Below are 17,439 nucleotides of genomic sequence, written 5' to 3' on the forward strand. Positions count from 1 at the left end.
AATGGAATTTCAAATATTAGATGCATTGCAAACTATACATAACCCGGTTCTGGATACCGTGATGTGTGGGATTACCAGACTGGGAGATGCGGGAATCATCTGGATTTTACTTTGCATTGTCTTGCTGGTTTTGCCAAAGACCAGAAAGTCTGGTGTGATTTTGATGGCGGCACTGCTGGTGGATCTGGTGATCTGCAATGGTATTTTAAAGCCACTGGTACATAGAATTCGACCATTTGACGTAAGGACAGGAATCGAGTTGCTGGTAAAAAGACCGACTGATTTTTCTTTTCCGTCTGGACATACAGCAGCATCCTTTGCTTCTGTGATGGCACTTTACCTGGCAGGAGAAAAGAAAATCTGGATATCGTCACTGGGACTGGCTGTTCTGATTGCCTTTTCCCGGCTGTATCTGTATGTGCATTATCCAACAGATGTACTGGGAGGTGTGATAATCGGAGTAATGGCAGGTGCCCTTGGATACTGGCTGGTGAAAAAAGTACAGGAACTGAAGAATGCATAACGTAGAAAAGCAGGTGGCAACATCTGCTTTTCGTTGTTTTCATCTTTAGGCTATATGCAAGAGCACGGATGTGGTAGAATAATCAGCAGAAAGCATAGAGAGGTAGATGAAAATGATAAAATTAACCACACTTTGTTATCTGGAAACAGAAGAACAGTACCTGATGCTTCACCGCACGAAGAAGGAGCAGGATGAAAATAAAGATAAATGGATTGGCGTTGGTGGCAAGTTTGAATATGGAGAGAGCCCGGAGGATTGTCTGATTCGTGAAGTAAAAGAGGAGACAGGATATACTTTGCGGTCATGGCGTTTTCGTGGAATTGTAACGTTTGTATATGGAGAGGATACGGTAGAATATATGCATCTGTATACTGCAGACAAATGGGACGGCACACCAGTTATCTGTACGGAAGGTGATCTGGAATGGGTGAAGAAAGCAGATATCTGGAAACGGAATCTCTGGGAAGGCGACCGGGTATTCTTCCGTCTGTTGACAGAAGAAACATCGTTTTTCTCTCTAAAACTGATCTATAATATAGAAGGAACACTAAAACAGGCCGTGTTGAATGGAAAAGAACTGGAGCTGTTTGATATTTTAAATGAAGACGGAACAAAGTCAGGTATTGTACGGGAACGGGGCGTAGCTCATCTGGATGGATCGCTTCATGCAACGGTGCATATCTGGATCGCCAGACCAAATGCGGAAAGTGGCTATGACATTCTTCTGCAGAGGAGAAGTCCTCACAAGGATTCCAGCCCGAACTGTCTGGATATTTCATCGGCAGGACATATCAGTGCCGGGGATGATTTTCTGCCAAGCGCTATGCGGGAGGCAAAAGAGGAACTGGGACTGACACTGGATCCAGGAAAATTAAAGGAGCTGGGATTCCATCGAAAGAAGTTCGAAGGAGAATTCTATGGCAGGCCATTTAGGGATAACCAGCTGAGTAAAGTTTACTTATATATAGAAGCAATAGATATCACAAAACTGATCCTTCAGGAAGAAGAAGTATCCGAAGTAATCTGGATGGATTATGCGAAATGCAAAAAGGGAATACAGGAGAATACGATCAGGCATTGCATTTATCTGGATGAGTTTGAAATGGTTGGAAAAGGACTGGGAATTGACGGATAAACCAGAGCATGAAAAATTAACCTCTTTTCAAAAACACCAAAATAAGGTATGATGGTACATATTTGCGTGTTTCAGCAAAATTTGAAACAGATACCTGTTGTGAACTTGTAATTTACGAAAAGGGGATTTATGTTCGAAACGGCCATTGATGCAATCAACACGTTTTGTATCATCCTTTCAGGCCCTGATGGTGTCTGCCGTATCCCGTGTAGGTACCGGGAAAAAAGAGAAAGTTCATGGCAAATTTAAGGATATGAGAACGAAAGGGAAAATGTATGGAACTATTTGTAACAGTTATGAATGCAGTCAATGACATCATCTGGCATCCGGTGATGTGTGTGTTTCTGATGTGTGCGGCGATCTGGTTCACGATTCGCCTGCAGGGTATTCAGGTACGCAGATTCAAAGACATGATAAAATGTTTGATGGAAAAGGGTGATAATAAGAAAGATACCGGACTGTCAGCTTTTCAGGCGTTTGCAACGACTGTTGGCGGACGTGTTGGTACCGGTAATATTGCAGGAACTGCAACTGCTGTATTTATGGGCGGTCCTGGCGCATTATTCTGGATGTGGGTTACGGCTATTCTGGGAGCATCTACCGGTATTGTAGAATGTATTCTGGGACAGGCTTATAAGACCAGAAACTTAGGCGAGCTGACTGGGGGCCCGGCCTATTATATGTCAAACGGTATCAAAAATAAAAAGTTTGGAAAAGTGCTGGCAGTACTGTTTTGTATCGCAGTTTTCATAGGACCAGGATTTCTCTTGCCGGCTATGCAGACACAGACAGCAGCCACGGCAATTAAAGGTGCATTTGGAATTCCGTTTATCGTAGTTGGAATTGCCATGGTGATCATTGTTGGTGTGGTAACGATGGGAGGAATCAAGCGAATCGGACATGTAGCGGAGATTCTGGCGCCGATTATGTGCGGAGTTTATTTTCTGATCACGATTGTAATTTTTATTCTGAATCATGATCAGATTTTACCGATGTTTGGCAGTATTTTTGCAAGTGCATTTGGAAAAGATGCCGTATTTGGCGGAATCGTAGGATCTGCTGTGGCATGGGGAATCAAAAGAGGATTTTTCTCTAACGATGCAGGAAACGGAATGAGCCCATTGATTTCTGCAACTACGGACACTTCCCATCCGGTGAAACAAGGACTGGTACAGGGCCTCTCTGTTTATATTGATACCTTGCTGGTATGTACCTGTACCGGATTTTGTATTCTTCTGGCAGGAACCTACAATGTTGCTGCAGATGGAGCAGGAGCAGTGCTTCTGGTAGAAAAGGCGCCTGGCATTCAGTACGGTATTTCTTTCATGCAGGAAGCATTGAGAGTATCGGTAGGAAAATTTGGAGCCATGTTTCTGGCTGTTATGTTGTTTATTTTTATTTTTACCACCATGCTGTCTTATTCTTACCAGTTGGAATCCACCTGTAAGTATTTGTGGGGTGAGAATAAAGCAGTAATTACTGTAGTACGTATTTTATTCCTGATTTTCTGTCTTTTCGGAATTCTGATTGATGGGGATACGATCTGGCCAATGGGTGATATCGGAGTAGGATGTATGCTTTGGGTCAATACCTTCAGTATTCTGCTTCTGACGCCGCAAGTTATCAGGATCATCAGGGACTACGAGAACCAGAAAAAGGCTGGACTGGATCCATTATTTGATCCGGCTACCGTGGGCATTAAAGATGAAGCAAACGTATGGGGACCATATGTAGAAAAGAAAAAGGCCCGTGGAGACTATAAGAATCCGGATCTGGGATATACAAAAAAATAAAAAGATAAAATTCTGTGGATGTTCTGGATGAATATTCACAGAATTTTTAAATTTTAACACTTGTATAATAGAAGAAAAAGCTGTAAACTGTGTTCGAAGTTGTTTAAGAGGCAAGGAAGTGCAGCCGGGAATAAAAGATCTGTGATCAGAGACAGCTCGGCGCATTTGTTGGAGGATAGAATATGCGTAAAAAATCACATATAGCATTGGCAGGTTTCCTGGTACGGGAGATGGATGACACAAATATGCAGAAGCACTGGAAGGCATTTTATTTTGGATCCATATTGCCGGATTTGACGCCGAAGATGATTACGGATCCACATGAGTTTGATTCATCTTATCTGGAACTGAAGAGAAGAATTGCAAAGCTGCTGTCGGAGGCAAGAGAACATGCCTGTAAGGAGGGAACTCTGTTCTGTCGGCTGGGTGTGGTGATGCATTATCTGGCAGATTATTTTACGTTTCCGCATAATACCACATTTGAAGGAAATCTGAAGGATCATTGCCTGTATGAAAGGGACATGAAGCATGAACTGCGTGCCAGAATTCAGACAGAAGAAGCAATAGAGATTTTTGAAAATCAGCAGAAGAAGCAGAATCAGATTCATACAGCGGCACAGTTATTTGATTATATCGAGGAAATGCATCGTACTTATTTACAACGGCGCAGAAACCTGGCAGATGACTGCAGATGGATTATGGAGATGTGTTCCTGGGCATTGATCGGACTGGTGAATATCATTACCGATTATAAAAATACTGCAACAGCAGTTGTAATTTAAAAAAGAATATGCTATAGTATAGAACATTAGAGGACAAAGGCGCTCTCAATAACGGGGTAACTTTGTCCTTTTCTATTTATGCGGGCAACGAGCCAGAGTCCGTGCCTGCACGAGGTCTTGGCGACTGCCGCGATAACTTGAGAAAGAGGAGAAAGGAAAAATGAACAAAAGTGTAAAAAAAGTAATGGGTGTGATGTGTACAACCGCAATGGTAATGACAATCGGCAGCAGCGTATGTGCAGAAGAAGGAAAAACTTTAAAAGTAGCGATGGAATGTGGGTATGCTCCATACAACTGGACTCAGCCAACAGACGAGAACGGAGCTGTTCAGATCGCTGACAGCACAGAATACGCTTATGGATATGATGTTATGATGGCAAAGCATATTTGCGATGAACTGGGATATGATCTGGAAATTGTAAAGATGGACTGGGATTCTCTGGTGCCGGCTGTGGTATCAGGAAATGTGGACTGTGTGATTGCAGGACAGTCTATTACTGCAGAACGTCAGGAAATGGTAGACTTTACAGATCCGTATTATTATGCATCGATTATTACGTTGACCAAGTCAGACAGCAAGTATGCAGATGCAAAGGGCGTAGCAGATCTGGCAGGTGCAACCTGTACATCTCAGCTGAACACCATCTGGTATGATAACTGTCTGCCACAGATCAAAGATGCTAACATTCTGCCGGCACAGGAATCTGCTCCAGCCATGCTGGTAGCCCTGGAAGCAGATAAATGTGATATCGTAGTGACAGACCAGCCGACCGGTCTGGCAGCCTGCGTAGCATATCCGGACTTCAAATTACTGGATTTCGCAGATTCCGATGATCCATTTGAAGTTTCTGATGAAGACATCAACATTGGTATTTCTCTGCAGAAAGGAAATACTGAACTGAAAGATGCCATCAACGGTGTACTGGAAAAAATGACAGCTGATGACTATGAAGAGATGATGAACGAAGCAATCGCTGTTCAGCCACTGTCTGACGCAGAATAAAGGAGCGTGTTAGTATGCCACAGGATTTTTGGGGCAGAGTCGTTTATCTGCTTCAGACAAGGGGAAGCTCCTATGCCATGGGAGCATTAAATACCATGATCATTGCCCTGGTCAGCACCTTCATTGGGTGTGTGATCGGGTTTGCAGTGGGTATTGTCCAGACGATTCCGGTGAGTAAGTCTGATGCTGTCTGGAAAAAAGGAATCTTGGGAATCATTAAGTTCATTTTGAACGTGTACGTAGAAGTATTTCGTGGTACGCCTATGATGGCACAGGCAATGTTCATTTATTTTGGATCATCCGCTGTATTTGGCATTAATATGTCTATGTGGTTTGCGGCATTTTTCATTGTTTCTATCAATACTGGTGCCTACATGGCAGAAACAGTTCGTGGTGGAATACTGTCTATTGATGAAGGGCAGACAGAAGGGGCGAAAGCGATTGGCATGACCCATTTTCAGACAATGCTATATGTGATCCTGCCACAGGCCCTGCGAAATATCATGCCACAGATCGGTAACAACCTGATTATTAATATCAAGGATACCTGTGTACTGTCCGTGATCGGTATTGTAGAACTTTTCTATGCAACCAAGAGTGTGGCAGGTGCATTGTATACCTATTTTGAATCCTTTGCGATTGCCATGGTGATCTATTTTGCACTGACTTTTACCTGTTCCAGGATCTTGCGCCACTGGGAAAAGAAAATGGATGGAAATGATAATTATGATCTTGCCACATCCGATACACTGGCACATACCAGCGGACTGTACAGCTACAGCAAGAAGGAGGAGAAGGACGAATGAACGAAGAGGTAATCAAAGTAAATCATTTAAGCAAATCCTTCGGAAAACATGTGGTTTTGCGGGACATTGACTTTTCTGTGTCTACAGGAGATGTGACCTGTATCATCGGTGCATCGGGATCAGGAAAGTCTACCCTTCTGCGCTGTATGAATCTGCTTGAGACACCGACAACCGGAGAGATACTCTATCATGGGAAAAATATTGCGGATGGACATACGGATGCAGCCGGATACCGGGCAAAAGTCGGAATGGTATTCCAGAGTTTTAATCTGTTCAACAATATGACAGTGCTCCAGAACTGTATGATTGGACAGACAAAAGTCATGAAAAAAGAGAAAGAAGCAGCAAAGACCAGTGCTCTTACTTATCTGGAAAAGGTGGGAATGGCACCTTATATCAATGCCAGGCCACGGCAGCTCTCGGGCGGACAGAAGCAGCGTGTAGCCATTGCCCGTGCGCTTGCTATGGAACCGGAGGTCTTGTTATTCGATGAGCCGACTTCCGCCCTGGATCCACAGATGGTAGGAGAGGTGCTGGACGTTATGCAGCAGCTGGCGAAAGAAGGACTGACTATGATCATTGTGACCCATGAGATGGCATTTGCCAGAGATGTATCCAACCATGTTGTCTATATGTCTGACGGTGTCATAGAAGAAGAAGGTACACCGCATCAGATCTTTACAGACCCTCAGAGTATAAAGGCGAAGGATTTTCTGAGTCGGTTTATGAGAGGATAAAAAGTGCTTGACAGATCCAAAGATCAGGATTAATATAGTGGAAATAAAAACCAAAGAAAAAAGTGAGAAGACGCAGGTGTCGACGAAAGTCGATATCTGCGCCTTTTTTAGTTTTCAAAAAAGAGAATAGGATAGAAAACATTGGAGGCAGTATGGGAACAGAAAAACAGGAAGAATTGCTGCAGATAAAGAATCTGGCGATTTCGTTTTACAACAAGTCTGGAGAGGTACAGGCAGTACGAGGTATCAGTTATACGCTGCACAAGGGAGAAGTCCTCGGTATTGTCGGAGAATCCGGAAGTGGAAAATCCGTATCCAGTCATGGAATTCTAAGATTGACGCCGGATACGGGAAAAGTAAAAAGCGGAGAGATTTTATTTCACGGAAAAGATATTCTGAAAATGTCCAGGAAGGAGCTGCAGGAGCTTCGGGGAAATAAAATTGCCATGATCTTTCAGGATCCCATGACATCCCTGGATCCACTGTTTACAGTAGAATATCAGTTGAATGAATCCCTGAAAAAGCATACCAGCCTGGATGCGCAGGCAAGGAAAAAAAGAATGCTGGAACTGCTGACACTGGTTGGTATCAATCAGCCGGAACGAAGAGTAAAACAATATCCATATGAGTTCTCCGGAGGTATGAGGCAGCGTGTGATGATTGCCATGGCACTGTCCTGTGATCCAGAGCTTTTGATTGCAGATGAGCCAACCACAGCGCTGGATGTTACCATTCAGGCACAGATCGTAGAGCTGCTGAAGGAACTGAAAGAAAAGCTGGGAATGGCGATTATTTTTATTACCCATGATCTGGGCGTAGTTTCAGATATCTGTGATAACATCATGGTTATGTATGCAGGAAAAGTGGTAGAAGAGGGAACCAGCCGTCAGGTTTTTTATGAGAGAAAGCATCCTTATACAGAAGGACTTTTGTCCTCAGTTCCGAAGCTGGATCAGAAGAAAGATGAGAAACTAAAACCGATTAAAGGAAATCCACCAGATATGAGTCATGTAAGACCGGGATGTGCATTTGCCCCGAGATGTGGCTGTGCCATGCATATCTGTGTAAAGGAAGAAGCACCGATGTGTGAGCTGGATGATACTCATAAGGTATCCTGCTGGCAGGTCGTCAGGCATGAGATGGAAGAACAGAAAAGGTAATGGTGGCAGCAGATGGAAAACAGAAAAAAATTACTGGAAGTAAAAAATCTGAAAAAATATTATCCGGTGCGAACCGGGTTTATAAAGAAAACAGAGCTAAAGGCGGTGGATGATGTCAGCTTTTTCATTCGAAAGGGAGAAACTCTTGGAATTGTAGGGGAAAGCGGATGTGGAAAATCTACACTGGGAAAAAGTATTCTCAGACTGGAAGAACCGACAGCGGGAGATATTCTTTATGATGGAACATCGATTATGGGAAAAAACATGAAAGAATATCGTACCAGGATGCAGATCGTATTTCAGGATCCGTATGCCTCTCTGGATCCAAGAAAAACAGTATCTGATCTGATTGGAGAGGCTATGGATCTTCAGAATCTCTGTAGCAGCAAAGCAGAGCGGAAAGAACGGATTCTGGAACTGATGAACCTGGTGGGACTGAATACACAGTTTTACAACCGGTTTCCTCATGAATTCTCCGGTGGACAGCGACAGCGTATCGGAATTGCCAGAGCACTGGCGGTGAATCCGGGATTCATTGTATGCGATGAACCGGTTTCCGCACTGGATGTATCCATTCAGGCGCAGATCATCAACATGCTGGAAGAACTGCAGGAAACAAGACGGCTGACCTATCTGTTTATTGCTCACGATCTTGCCATTGTGAAGCATATCAGTGACCGGATTGGTGTTATGTATCTGGGCCATCTGGTAGAACTGACAGACGGTGAGGAATTATACAGGTCTCCGCTCCATCCTTATACACAGATGCTGTTGTCTGCGATTCCGATTGCGGATCCGGATCTGAGTGCAGCAAGGAAACGTATGAAACTGGACGGAGAAATACCAAGTCCGTTAAATCCACCGTCCGGATGTCCATTTCGCACCAGATGTCCGAGAGCAGATGAGATCTGTGTACAGAGTATGCCACTCCTGAAAGAAGCAGCACCGGGACATTTGACAGCATGTCATCACATCAATTAAAAAGGAGAGCGAAAAATGCAGACCTGGAGATATATGATCAAACGTATTTTACTGGCTGCGGTCAGTCTGTTTGCGATCATAACGATTACATACTTTTTAATGAATCTGATGCCGGGAGATCCGTTTATGTCAGAAAAAGCATCAGAAGAGAACAGAGCAATCTTAATTGCGAAATATGGGCTGGATCAGCCGGTTTATGTACAGTACGGAAAATATCTGGAAAATCTTCTTCATGGAGACATGGGTACCAGTTATGTTCTTCAGAAAGGAAGAGTAGTAAAAGATATCATTGCAGAATCTTTTACCGTATCGATGGGACTGGGAGTCAGGGCACTGATCTTGGCTGTGATCTGTGGTATTATCCTTGGATGTGTGGCAGGCCTTTGTAAAGATAAACTGCCAGATGCGATCATCCGGGTGTTATCCTCGATTGGAATATCCATGCCGGGTTATGTCATCGCATCGGCACTGATGATGATCTTGGCTGTAAACTGCAGGATTTTGCCGGTGAATTATAACAAGCCTGGTGGATGGATTATGCCGATGATTACACTGGCAATTTATCCCACTTCGTATCTGACCAGACTGACCAGAGCCAGTATCCTGGAGGTTATGAACCAGGATTACTTAAGAACAGAGCGGGCGAAGGGCATGTCAGAGTTTGTTGTAGTGTTTATACATGCGCTGAAAAATTCATTGATCCCGGTGATCACTTATCTGGGACCACTGACTGCATCGATTTTGACAGGCGGATTTGTGGCGGAGAGTGTATTCAGTGTACCTGGTCTGGGACGTTATTTTGTAAGTTCCATCAGCAGCCGTGATTATACCATGATTATGGGCGTCACGATCTTTTACTCAGCGCTGATCGTTGTGATGAATCTGGTGTGCGATATTCTGTATAAAATCGTAGACCCGAGAATACAGTTAGATTAAAGGAAGAAGTCATGAAGAATATATTAACCTTACAAAATAAAATTTCACCGGAAGATTTTGCACCGCTGGATGCAGATTACTTTAAAGAAGAAAAACTGGATACAGAAGAAATCGGATACTGGAAGGCCAGCTGGATCCGTCTGAAATCCAATAAGATCGCAATGGCAGCACTGGTGATGATTGTGCTGATGTTTGTATTTGCTTTTATTGGACCCATGCTTTCTCCATATTCCTATGATCAGCAGGTAAGAGGAGATGAGGCACTGTGGCCATGTCTGGCTCATCCTTTTGGCACTGACCGTCTGGGAAGAGATATCCTGGTTCGCTGTATGATCGGAACCCGGATCTCGATGATTGTCGGTCTGGTATCAGCAATCATTGTCATGATTGTAGGAAGCATCTATGGAGCTATTTCCGGTCTGATCGGCGGTAAGACAGATATCATTATGATGCGTGTAGTCGATATTATCTATTCCGTACCGGAGATTTTGCTGATTGTCGTGATTAAAATGGTCATCAGTGAACCATTGCAGACACTGATTGACACTGTCCCGATGTTTCATGGACTTCAGAAGATCGGTTCCGGCCTGATTGCAATCTTTATTGTATACGGTTGCCTGTACTGGGTGGGAATGGCCCGTATTGTTCGAGGACAGATCCTGCAGTTGAAGACGATGGATTTTGTGACAGCGGCTGAGGCACTGGGATGCGGAAAGGCTACCATGATACGGGAGCATTTGCTTCCAAACTGTATCGGACAACTGATTGCAACGGTGATGCTCCAGATTCCATCTGCGATCTTTACCGAAGCCTTTTTAAGTTATCTGGGTATCGGGGTATCTGCACCAATGGCCAGTCTGGGATCATTGACTTCAGAGGCATTAAACGGAATCACGACGTATCCGTACCGCGTCATTTTCCCTGCGGTATTGATCAGTTTGATTATTTTATCATTTAACCTGTTTGGAGACGGTCTGAGAGATGCACTGGATCCAAAGATGAAAAAGTAGATATATATCCGAAAATGGATTTATATAGAAAATGCGAAAACCTGCATGAAAAAAGGAGGAAGAATAATGAAAAGACGAAACAAAATGGCTTTAGCCGCAGCGGTACTGGGACTTACGACAATGGCACTTTCATCCGGTGTATCTGCCGCAGATGCAGAAAAACTGGAGATTTCCGTAACTGGTGGCGGTGAGGATTCCATGCAGTTAAATACGGCCACCAGTGGATTCTTAAACGGTCTGTCGGCACTGCGTCATCTGTATGAGGGACTTTACAAGCTGGATGCCAATGGGGAAGTTGTACTTGGACAGGCAGCATCGGTGGAAGAAAGCGATGATAAACTGACATGGACTTTCACTTTAAGAGATGACATCACCTGGTCAGACGGACAGCCGGTTACGGCAGGAGATTTTGTTTTTGCCTTTGATAATCTGGCAGCTCAGGGCGGAGATTACTGTACTCTGTTATCAGATGTTGCTGAAAGCTACGAAGCAACTGATGACAAGACACTGGTGATTCATTTGAAACAGCCATGTGGATATCTGCCATCGATTCTGGCTTTTCCATCTACCTATCCGGCAAGACAGGATTATGTGGAAGAATACGGTGATGCTTATGCAACAGATCCGGATAAAGCGGTATACAATGGACCTTATGAAATGACTGACTGGGCACATGAATCAGAAGTTGTGATGAAGCTTCGGGATGATTATTATGATGCGGATAACATTGATGTGGGAACCATCAACTGGGAACTGATTACCGAAGAAAGTTCTGCACTGGCTTCTTTTGAAAGCGGAGAATATGTATATTCTGATCTTTGCCCGGATGAAGAAAAACCTCGTATGGATGGCAATGGATTGGTATACACAGCCGGAAATAATAACTATTGTGTTATGTTCAATCTTGGAGATAAGGGAAACGATGTTCTGAAGGATGAGAAGGTCAGAGAGGCACTGTCTCTTACGATTGACAGAGAACGTATCATCAATATCCGTGGATTAAATGATGAAGTTGGTGTGACACTGATTGGCCGAGGTTATACCAATGAAGAAGGTACTGATTTTGTAGATTATTGTGATCCATGGGAAGATGTGGATGCCTACGAAGATAACTGTGAAACAGCAAAGCAGCTGCTTGCAGAAGCAGGATATGAAAATGGAGAAGGCTTCCCGGCACTGACTTATATCGTCAACAATGACAGCCGTAAGGAAATCGCAGAATCCATTGTCAATGACTGGAAAGAAATCCTTGGTATTGATTCTGTTACAGTTGAAAAAGTAGAAAACTTCTCAGCAGCAAGAAGGTCTGGCGACTATGATCTTGCATATTATGGATGGTTCATGGATTATACAGATCTGTCCAATATGTATGGAACCTTTATCAACACCGGTGATGCCAACTCTTTCTATCAGAGTGATGAATACGATAAGGCATACCAGACAGCCATCAGTGCAGACACTCAGGATGCACAGTGGGAGGCATATAAAGAATGTGATGCCATTCTGGCAAAAGACCTTCCGGTATCTGTCATTCTGCATTCTATGAGCAGTTATCTGTTTGATGATACTAATTACGATGGACTGGTATACTCCTGTGGAAACTTTGTATTTACCTATTTAAAGGCATTATAAAATAAGATGCTCTGATGCATCGGTGCAAAAGCCATGATTGCGGATGGCCCGGGATCATGGCTTCTATGCATTTTTGAATAAAAAGAAAATGAGAGGAACGAATTCATGAAGATACAGGAAATTGCCATCGGATATATCAGTATTCCATTGGTGACACCATTTAAGACAGCATTGCGTACGGTAGATAGTGTCAACGACCTGATTGTGAAGATTACAACAGATGATGGAACGGAAGGATTTGGCGAGGCACCGCCTACTGCTGTGATTACCGGAGATACGAAAGAATCTATCGAAGCAGCCATCCGCTATTATATTGCACCGGCAATCAAAGGCATGGATCTGGAAGATTTGCCGTCTGTGATGGAAAAAATGGAACACTGCATTGCCAAAAACACCAGCGCCAAGGCTGCGGTAGATATTGCATTATACGATCTGTATGCAAAATTGCAGAAAAGACCATTATTCCGCTTGCTGGGAGATGGAAAATCCGATAAACTAAAGACAGAGCTGGAAACAGATCTGACGATTAGTGTAAATGACACAGAAGAAATGGTACGTGACAGTATCTCAGCCATAGAGCAGGGATTTCGGATCCTGAAGGTAAAAGTAGGAAAAGGCGGAGAAAAAGATGTGGAACGTATTCGTGAGATTCGAAGGGCAGTGGGAAAGGATGTTGTGATCCGTGTAGATGCCAATCAGGGATGGACCAGAGAAGAAGCGGTTTCCACGATACGCGCCATGGAAAAAGAAGATCTTGGAATCGAACTGGTGGAACAGCCGGTATCTTATCACGATTTTAAAGGGATGCAGTATGTGACAGCCAGTGTGGAGACGAAAATACTGGCTGATGAGAGTGTATTCTCTTACGAAGATGCAGTTCGTATTATGGAGGAACACGGAGCAGATCTGATCAATATTAAGCTGATGAAGACCGGAGGAATCCATGAAGCAGTCCGTATCTGTGATGCAGCAGAAGAACATGGCATTTCCTGTATGATTGGATGTATGCTGGAGAGTAAAGTATCCGTCAGCGCCGGGGCACACCTGGCGGCAGGCAGATCCATTGTTACTATGGCAGACCTGGATGGACCGTCTCTTTGCAGAGAAGATCCATACAGAGGCGGCCCAAAGTTTTCAGGTTCGAAGATCAGTATGCAGGAAGAGCCAGGAATTGGAATCTCCCATGTTCCGGTGGAGTTTGTAATGATATAAGTGAGTCGGAACAGATAGAAGATGAGGACGGGGAATGGAAAAACAACTAGGAGTAATTACAGCAGAGTATACTTATCTGCGAAGTGGAATGGAAGAATCCGATGGCAGGAACAGAACAGGAATCGAAGATGAGATTTTTGCAGGATGGGCGATTCGGATTCTGCAGGAGAATCCTGCAAAAGATTTTGTAAAAGTAGAGACACATTATGGGTATACCGGTTATGTGGATCGACGGGATTTCCGTCGTGTGACAAGAAAAGAACTGGAGCAGAGGCAGGATAAAGAGCGCTTTTTGAGAATTCAGACCGGCGAAGCAGATCTTCTCGACCAGCCGAAGGTGCAGGGACTTCCGTTGGAACTGCTGCTAAAGAACAGTATTGTAGAACTGTTGGAAAGAGAAGTGGCAGAAGGTTGGAGCAAAGTACGCAGTGCATCCGGGCGGGAAGGCTATATTCATACTCAGAATCTGAAAAGGAGAATGGATCATGATGGTTATCTGTTGACAGAAGAAAAAAAGGCTGATTATTTCCAAAACTGGGAAAATCCAGTTTGTCACGATGGTTTAGCGGATGAGGAAGTGCTTCGGGAACGACTGGAGGACAGTGCCAGAGAATTCCTTGGCACACAGTATCGCTGGGGTGGTAAATCCTCCCAGGGCATTGACTGTTCCGGGCTGGTGTTTATGAGTTATCTGGATCAGGGAATTTTGATTTATCGGGATGCAGATATCAAAGAGGCGTATCCGGTGAAAAGAATTCCGGTAGAACAGTTGAAAAAGGGAGATCTTCTGTTTTTCCCGGGGCATGTGGCCATGTATCTGGGGGAGGGAAAGTATATTCATGCAACCGGATATTACCAGACCCCGTATGTTACCATCAACAGCCTGAAAAAGTCAGACCCGGATTATCGACCGGATCTGGCTGAAAATATAACAGAATGTGGGAGCATATTTGTATGAGAGAATTTCAAACAAAAGAATTAGAGTCACTGGCGCTGGAGCTGCCGGAAGAGGTACAGCAGTATAAGCTGGCCGGAGCACTGGAAGAGGCACAGGATGCCATCGGCCGATGGATGAAAAAGCCGATCAGTGAAGCATTAAAGACCAGACTTCGGTATGAACAGTACATTTTGGAAGAACTGCCACTGGAATTTCCGTATACAGAACAGGAGATATTACAGTTGTTTCAGGAAAAGATCCCGGATTTTTCCTCAGAAGATCTGAAAGAGCTGGAACGTCAGAATATTGCAGAATGGGTCTATATCCATGGAGAGAAGCACTATATCCATAATCTGCTTCGGAATATCTTAGATAAAGATGATGATATCCGGGAACGGGCAGGACTGATGGAAAAACTGACCGAGGATAAAAAATTGCTTCTGGAAAAAGTGAAAGAGATACAGGAAAAGAAGGAAGTGACAGAACAGATTCATCTGCGGACTTCGATTCGGCTGAAGGATGAGGTATTTCAACCTGGTATGAAGGTGAGAGTGCATTTGCCTCTTCCGGCTAAGTGGTATCAGACCGATGAAATTCAGATCCTGGATTATACACCGGGCAAAAAGGTAACGGTGGATGATGTGCGTTCCCGGTATCGGTCTATTTGCATCGAAGATACACTGGAAGAAAATCGTACATTTTATGTGGAATATCAGATGAAAGTGCGGACTGTATACATAGATCTGTGGAAAGAAAATGAAGAAGTGTCGAATGTTTCTCTTCGGGAGGGGACGGACTGGAAGATCTCAGAGGAAGAGCAGAAGGAGTTTTTAAAAGAACAGTATCCACACATTCGTTTTAGCCCTTATCTGAAAGCACTGGCAAAAGAAATTGTGGGTGGAGAAAAGAGACCATTGGAGATCGCACGCAGAATCTATGATTATATCACGGAACATGTGCAGTATTCATACATGAAAGCGTACTCTTTGATCCCGGATATTCCTCAGTACTGTGCCAGAAATTTAAGGGGAGACTGTGGAGTCCAGGCACTGTTGTTTATTACGCTGTGCCGTATCAGCGGAGTCCCTGCCGGCTGGCAGTCTGGTCTTTATGCCAATCCGGCATATGTAGGTCCACATGACTGGGCCATGTTCTATGTGGAGCCTTACGGATGGCTCTATGCGGACCCATCTTTTGGAGGTTCAGCCTTTGCATCAGGAGATGAAAATCGCAGAAGATTTTATTTTGGAAATCTGGATCCATACCGTATGACAGCAAACCATGAGTTTCAGCAGGAATTTGCGGTCAAAAAGGGATTCATGCCAATCGACCCGTACGATAACCAGTCTGGTGAGATAGAGTCTGAGACACAGGGATTTGCCTCTTATGAAGTAGAAACAGAGAAAGAATATATAAAATAGACGAGGTATCGTTTTGTGATGTCCTGGATTATTGTACAGCCGGAAACTGTCCGGATGGGCAGTAGCCCAGGACATAGCGCTCTTTTCCACCATATTTCAGCATACGCTTCAGAATCTGAAAGCCTTCGTTTTGTACATTGCGAAGACTAAAGAGATTGGAAGGGGAAACGGTGGTGAGCAGGATGCTGTCAGGATCTTGCTTCAGTGTATGGGAGATACAGCGGTCAATTAAAGTGCGCTGCAGGCCAAGACCTCGGAAATCCGGGTCGACCACGATGGTATCCAGCTTGGCACAATGTCGGATCTGAGTGGAATTCCAGCCGAGATCCCATCCAAGATTGTCGGAGGCGTTTTTGGGAAAGGCCAGAGAAGCATAAGCAATCAGACGTTTTTGTTTAAAAACGCCATAGATTACATTCGGTGGGGTCAGGTAGGAAGCATTTTCTTCCCGGCAGGTGGATGCAAACAGGTCAGGCTGGGTAATCGCTGCACAGATGCGATCCTGCAGATCCATAATATCATCCAGTTCCTGCAGTGTGCAGAGACGAATAGAAAAATCGGATGAATGCATGAAGCAGATCCTCCTTTGATCTTGATATCATAGTTTTAGTATAGTGACGAATAGCGGGGAAAGCAAACGGAACTTTTGCATAAGCTAATTTAATTTTTGGTGTTGACGGAGAGAAAAGGATATGTTACGATAGTGCAAAATTCAGACACAGATTACGGACCATTTGGGATAACGACTGTGCATGCTTTTTGGCATGCCATACGTTATCCCTTTTTGTATTGTACAGGTTGTCGAAAAGGAGCAGACATATGTATTTGATGATTGATAATTATGATTCTTTTGTATACAATCTGAAAGCCTATTTTCAGGAACTGGGACGGGAGATTCTGGTAAAGCGGTGTGATGAGATTACCCTTGATGAGATCGAACGGATGCATCCGGAAGGAATTGTGCTGTCTCCGGGACCGAAACGTCCCTGGGATGCAAAGCTCTGTATGGAGGCAGCGGAACGTTTTCAGGGAGAAATCCCGATTCTGGGAGTCTGTCTGGGACATCAGGTACTGGGACACAGTTGTGGTGCGACGGTGAAAAAGGGCAAAAAACCGATGCATGGAAAGGTGACTGAGATTCATCATAACGGAACCGGACTTTTTGCAGGACTTCCGGAACACTTTCGGGTAACCAGATACCATTCTCTGATTGTAGAAAAAGACAGTATTCCGGAAGAGTATCAGATTGATGCCATGGCAGAAGATGGGGCAGTGATGGCGCTTTCTCATAAAACCACACCATTATATGGGGTGCAGTTTCATCCAGAGGCAGTATTGACAGAGTATGGTTATGAATTGCTGGAGAATTTT

General features: G+C 44.1%; 16 protein-coding genes and 1 pseudogene. 16 read left to right on the top strand and 1 reads right to left on the bottom strand.

Annotation, left to right across the window (positions count from 1 at the left end):
* Position 1: 1 nt before the first annotated feature.
* The 15 genes from OCV47_RS13345 to OCV47_RS13415 all read left to right on the top strand — a co-directional run bounded on the left by OCV47_RS13345 (position 2) and on the right by OCV47_RS13415 (position 16,068).
* Complete coding sequence (locus OCV47_RS13345) at positions 2-523, top strand: phosphatase PAP2 family protein (protein ID WP_256300279.1); 522 nt, start codon at positions 2-4, stop codon at positions 521-523.
* 112 nt (positions 524-635) lie between these two features.
* Positions 636-1,658 (top strand): NUDIX domain-containing protein, encoded by a 1,023-nt coding sequence (locus OCV47_RS13350; RefSeq protein ID WP_262655573.1) that lies wholly within the window; start codon positions 636-638, stop codon positions 1,656-1,658.
* A gap of 275 nt (positions 1,659-1,933) precedes the next feature.
* Positions 1,934-3,451, top strand: a complete 1,518-nt coding sequence (locus tag OCV47_RS13355; RefSeq protein ID WP_262655574.1) for an alanine/glycine:cation symporter family protein — start codon at positions 1,934-1,936, stop codon at positions 3,449-3,451.
* A gap of 182 nt (positions 3,452-3,633) precedes the next feature.
* Positions 3,634-4,233: a zinc dependent phospholipase C family protein gene (locus OCV47_RS13360; RefSeq protein ID WP_262655575.1), complete on the top strand. Its 600-nt coding sequence runs from the start codon at positions 3,634-3,636 to the stop codon at positions 4,231-4,233.
* 193 nt (positions 4,234-4,426) lie between these two features.
* Positions 4,427-5,236 carry a transporter substrate-binding domain-containing protein gene (locus OCV47_RS13365; RefSeq protein ID WP_416888022.1) on the top strand — a complete coding sequence of 270 codons (810 nt, stop codon included), beginning with the start codon at positions 4,427-4,429 and terminating at the stop codon, positions 5,234-5,236.
* A gap of 14 nt (positions 5,237-5,250) precedes the next feature.
* Positions 5,251-6,042 carry an amino acid ABC transporter permease gene (locus OCV47_RS13370; protein WP_117448560.1) on the top strand — a complete coding sequence of 264 codons (792 nt, stop codon included), beginning with the start codon at positions 5,251-5,253 and terminating at the stop codon, positions 6,040-6,042.
* Positions 6,039-6,779, top strand: a complete 741-nt coding sequence (locus OCV47_RS13375; RefSeq protein ID WP_262655578.1) for an amino acid ABC transporter ATP-binding protein — start codon at positions 6,039-6,041, stop codon at positions 6,777-6,779. The genes OCV47_RS13370 and OCV47_RS13375 overlap by 4 nt, the downstream gene beginning before the upstream one ends.
* Positions 6,780-6,931: 152 nt before the next feature.
* Positions 6,932-7,939: an ABC transporter ATP-binding protein gene (locus tag OCV47_RS13380; protein WP_262655579.1), complete on the top strand. Its 1,008-nt coding sequence runs from the start codon at positions 6,932-6,934 to the stop codon at positions 7,937-7,939.
* A 12-nt stretch (positions 7,940-7,951) separates the two neighbouring features.
* On the top strand, positions 7,952-8,920 hold the full coding sequence (locus tag OCV47_RS13385) for an ABC transporter ATP-binding protein (RefSeq protein WP_262655580.1): 969 nt from the start codon (positions 7,952-7,954) through the stop codon (positions 8,918-8,920).
* A 15-nt stretch (positions 8,921-8,935) separates the two neighbouring features.
* Positions 8,936-9,856 (top strand): ABC transporter permease, encoded by a 921-nt coding sequence (locus tag OCV47_RS13390; protein ID WP_262655582.1) that lies wholly within the window; start codon positions 8,936-8,938, stop codon positions 9,854-9,856.
* An 11-nt stretch (positions 9,857-9,867) separates the two neighbouring features.
* Positions 9,868-10,866: an ABC transporter permease gene (locus tag OCV47_RS13395; protein WP_262655583.1), complete on the top strand. Its 999-nt coding sequence runs from the start codon at positions 9,868-9,870 to the stop codon at positions 10,864-10,866.
* A gap of 66 nt (positions 10,867-10,932) precedes the next feature.
* Positions 10,933-12,498, top strand: a complete 1,566-nt coding sequence (locus OCV47_RS13400; protein WP_256300258.1) for a peptide ABC transporter substrate-binding protein — start codon at positions 10,933-10,935, stop codon at positions 12,496-12,498.
* A 105-nt stretch (positions 12,499-12,603) separates the two neighbouring features.
* On the top strand, positions 12,604-13,710 hold the full coding sequence (locus OCV47_RS13405) for a dipeptide epimerase (protein ID WP_256300256.1): 1,107 nt from the start codon (positions 12,604-12,606) through the stop codon (positions 13,708-13,710).
* A 34-nt stretch (positions 13,711-13,744) separates the two neighbouring features.
* Positions 13,745-14,668 (top strand): SH3 domain-containing C40 family peptidase, encoded by a 924-nt coding sequence (locus OCV47_RS13410; RefSeq protein ID WP_262655584.1) that lies wholly within the window; start codon positions 13,745-13,747, stop codon positions 14,666-14,668.
* Complete coding sequence (locus OCV47_RS13415) at positions 14,665-16,068, top strand: transglutaminase domain-containing protein (RefSeq protein WP_262655585.1); 1,404 nt, start codon at positions 14,665-14,667, stop codon at positions 16,066-16,068. Before OCV47_RS13410 ends, OCV47_RS13415 begins: the two co-directional genes overlap by 4 nt.
* A gap of 28 nt (positions 16,069-16,096) precedes the next feature.
* Here the strand turns inward: OCV47_RS13415 and OCV47_RS13420 are convergent, their stop codons facing one another.
* Positions 16,097-16,639, bottom strand: coding sequence for a GNAT family N-acetyltransferase (locus OCV47_RS13420; protein ID WP_262655586.1), 543 nt, complete (start codon positions 16,637-16,639; stop codon positions 16,097-16,099).
* A 257-nt stretch (positions 16,640-16,896) separates the two neighbouring features.
* Between OCV47_RS13420 and OCV47_RS16090 the strand changes: the two are divergent.
* Positions 16,897-17,430 (top strand): annotated as a pseudogene (locus OCV47_RS16090) (anthranilate synthase component II); the annotation flags it as partial.
* Positions 17,431-17,439: the final 9 nt, after the last annotated feature.

Source organism: Muricoprocola aceti (assembly GCF_025567005.1).
Taxonomy (GTDB): Bacteria; Bacillota; Clostridia; order Lachnospirales; family Lachnospiraceae; genus Marvinbryantia; species Marvinbryantia aceti.

Excerpts from the sequence above, each read along its gene's own strand:
- OCV47_RS13375 (WP_262655578.1), top strand. The coding sequence starts at position 6,039 with ATGAACGAAGAGGTAATCAAAGTAAATCATTTAAGCAAATCCTTCGGA.
- OCV47_RS13370 (WP_117448560.1), top strand. The coding sequence starts at position 5,251 with ATGCCACAGGATTTTTGGGGCAGAGTCGTTTATCTGCTTCAGACAAGG.
- OCV47_RS13380 (WP_262655579.1), top strand. The coding sequence starts at position 6,932 with ATGGGAACAGAAAAACAGGAAGAATTGCTGCAGATAAAGAATCTGGCG.
- OCV47_RS13350 (WP_262655573.1), top strand. The coding sequence starts at position 636 with ATGATAAAATTAACCACACTTTGTTATCTGGAAACAGAAGAACAGTAC.
- OCV47_RS13390 (WP_262655582.1), top strand. The coding sequence starts at position 8,936 with ATGCAGACCTGGAGATATATGATCAAACGTATTTTACTGGCTGCGGTC.
- OCV47_RS13360 (WP_262655575.1), top strand. The coding sequence starts at position 3,634 with ATGCGTAAAAAATCACATATAGCATTGGCAGGTTTCCTGGTACGGGAG.
- OCV47_RS13355 (WP_262655574.1), top strand. The coding sequence starts at position 1,934 with ATGGAACTATTTGTAACAGTTATGAATGCAGTCAATGACATCATCTGG.
- OCV47_RS13365 (WP_416888022.1), top strand. The coding sequence starts at position 4,427 with ATGTGTACAACCGCAATGGTAATGACAATCGGCAGCAGCGTATGTGCA.
- OCV47_RS13395 (WP_262655583.1), top strand. The coding sequence starts at position 9,868 with ATGAAGAATATATTAACCTTACAAAATAAAATTTCACCGGAAGATTTT.
- OCV47_RS13410 (WP_262655584.1), top strand. The coding sequence starts at position 13,745 with ATGGAAAAACAACTAGGAGTAATTACAGCAGAGTATACTTATCTGCGA.
- OCV47_RS13415 (WP_262655585.1), top strand. The coding sequence starts at position 14,665 with ATGAGAGAATTTCAAACAAAAGAATTAGAGTCACTGGCGCTGGAGCTG.
- OCV47_RS13345 (WP_256300279.1), top strand. The coding sequence starts at position 2 with ATGGAATTTCAAATATTAGATGCATTGCAAACTATACATAACCCGGTT.
- OCV47_RS13405 (WP_256300256.1), top strand. The coding sequence starts at position 12,604 with ATGAAGATACAGGAAATTGCCATCGGATATATCAGTATTCCATTGGTG.
- OCV47_RS13420 (WP_262655586.1), bottom strand. The coding sequence starts at position 16,639 with ATGCATTCATCCGATTTTTCTATTCGTCTCTGCACACTGCAGGAACTG.
- OCV47_RS13385 (WP_262655580.1), top strand. The coding sequence starts at position 7,952 with ATGGAAAACAGAAAAAAATTACTGGAAGTAAAAAATCTGAAAAAATAT.
- OCV47_RS13400 (WP_256300258.1), top strand. The coding sequence starts at position 10,933 with ATGAAAAGACGAAACAAAATGGCTTTAGCCGCAGCGGTACTGGGACTT.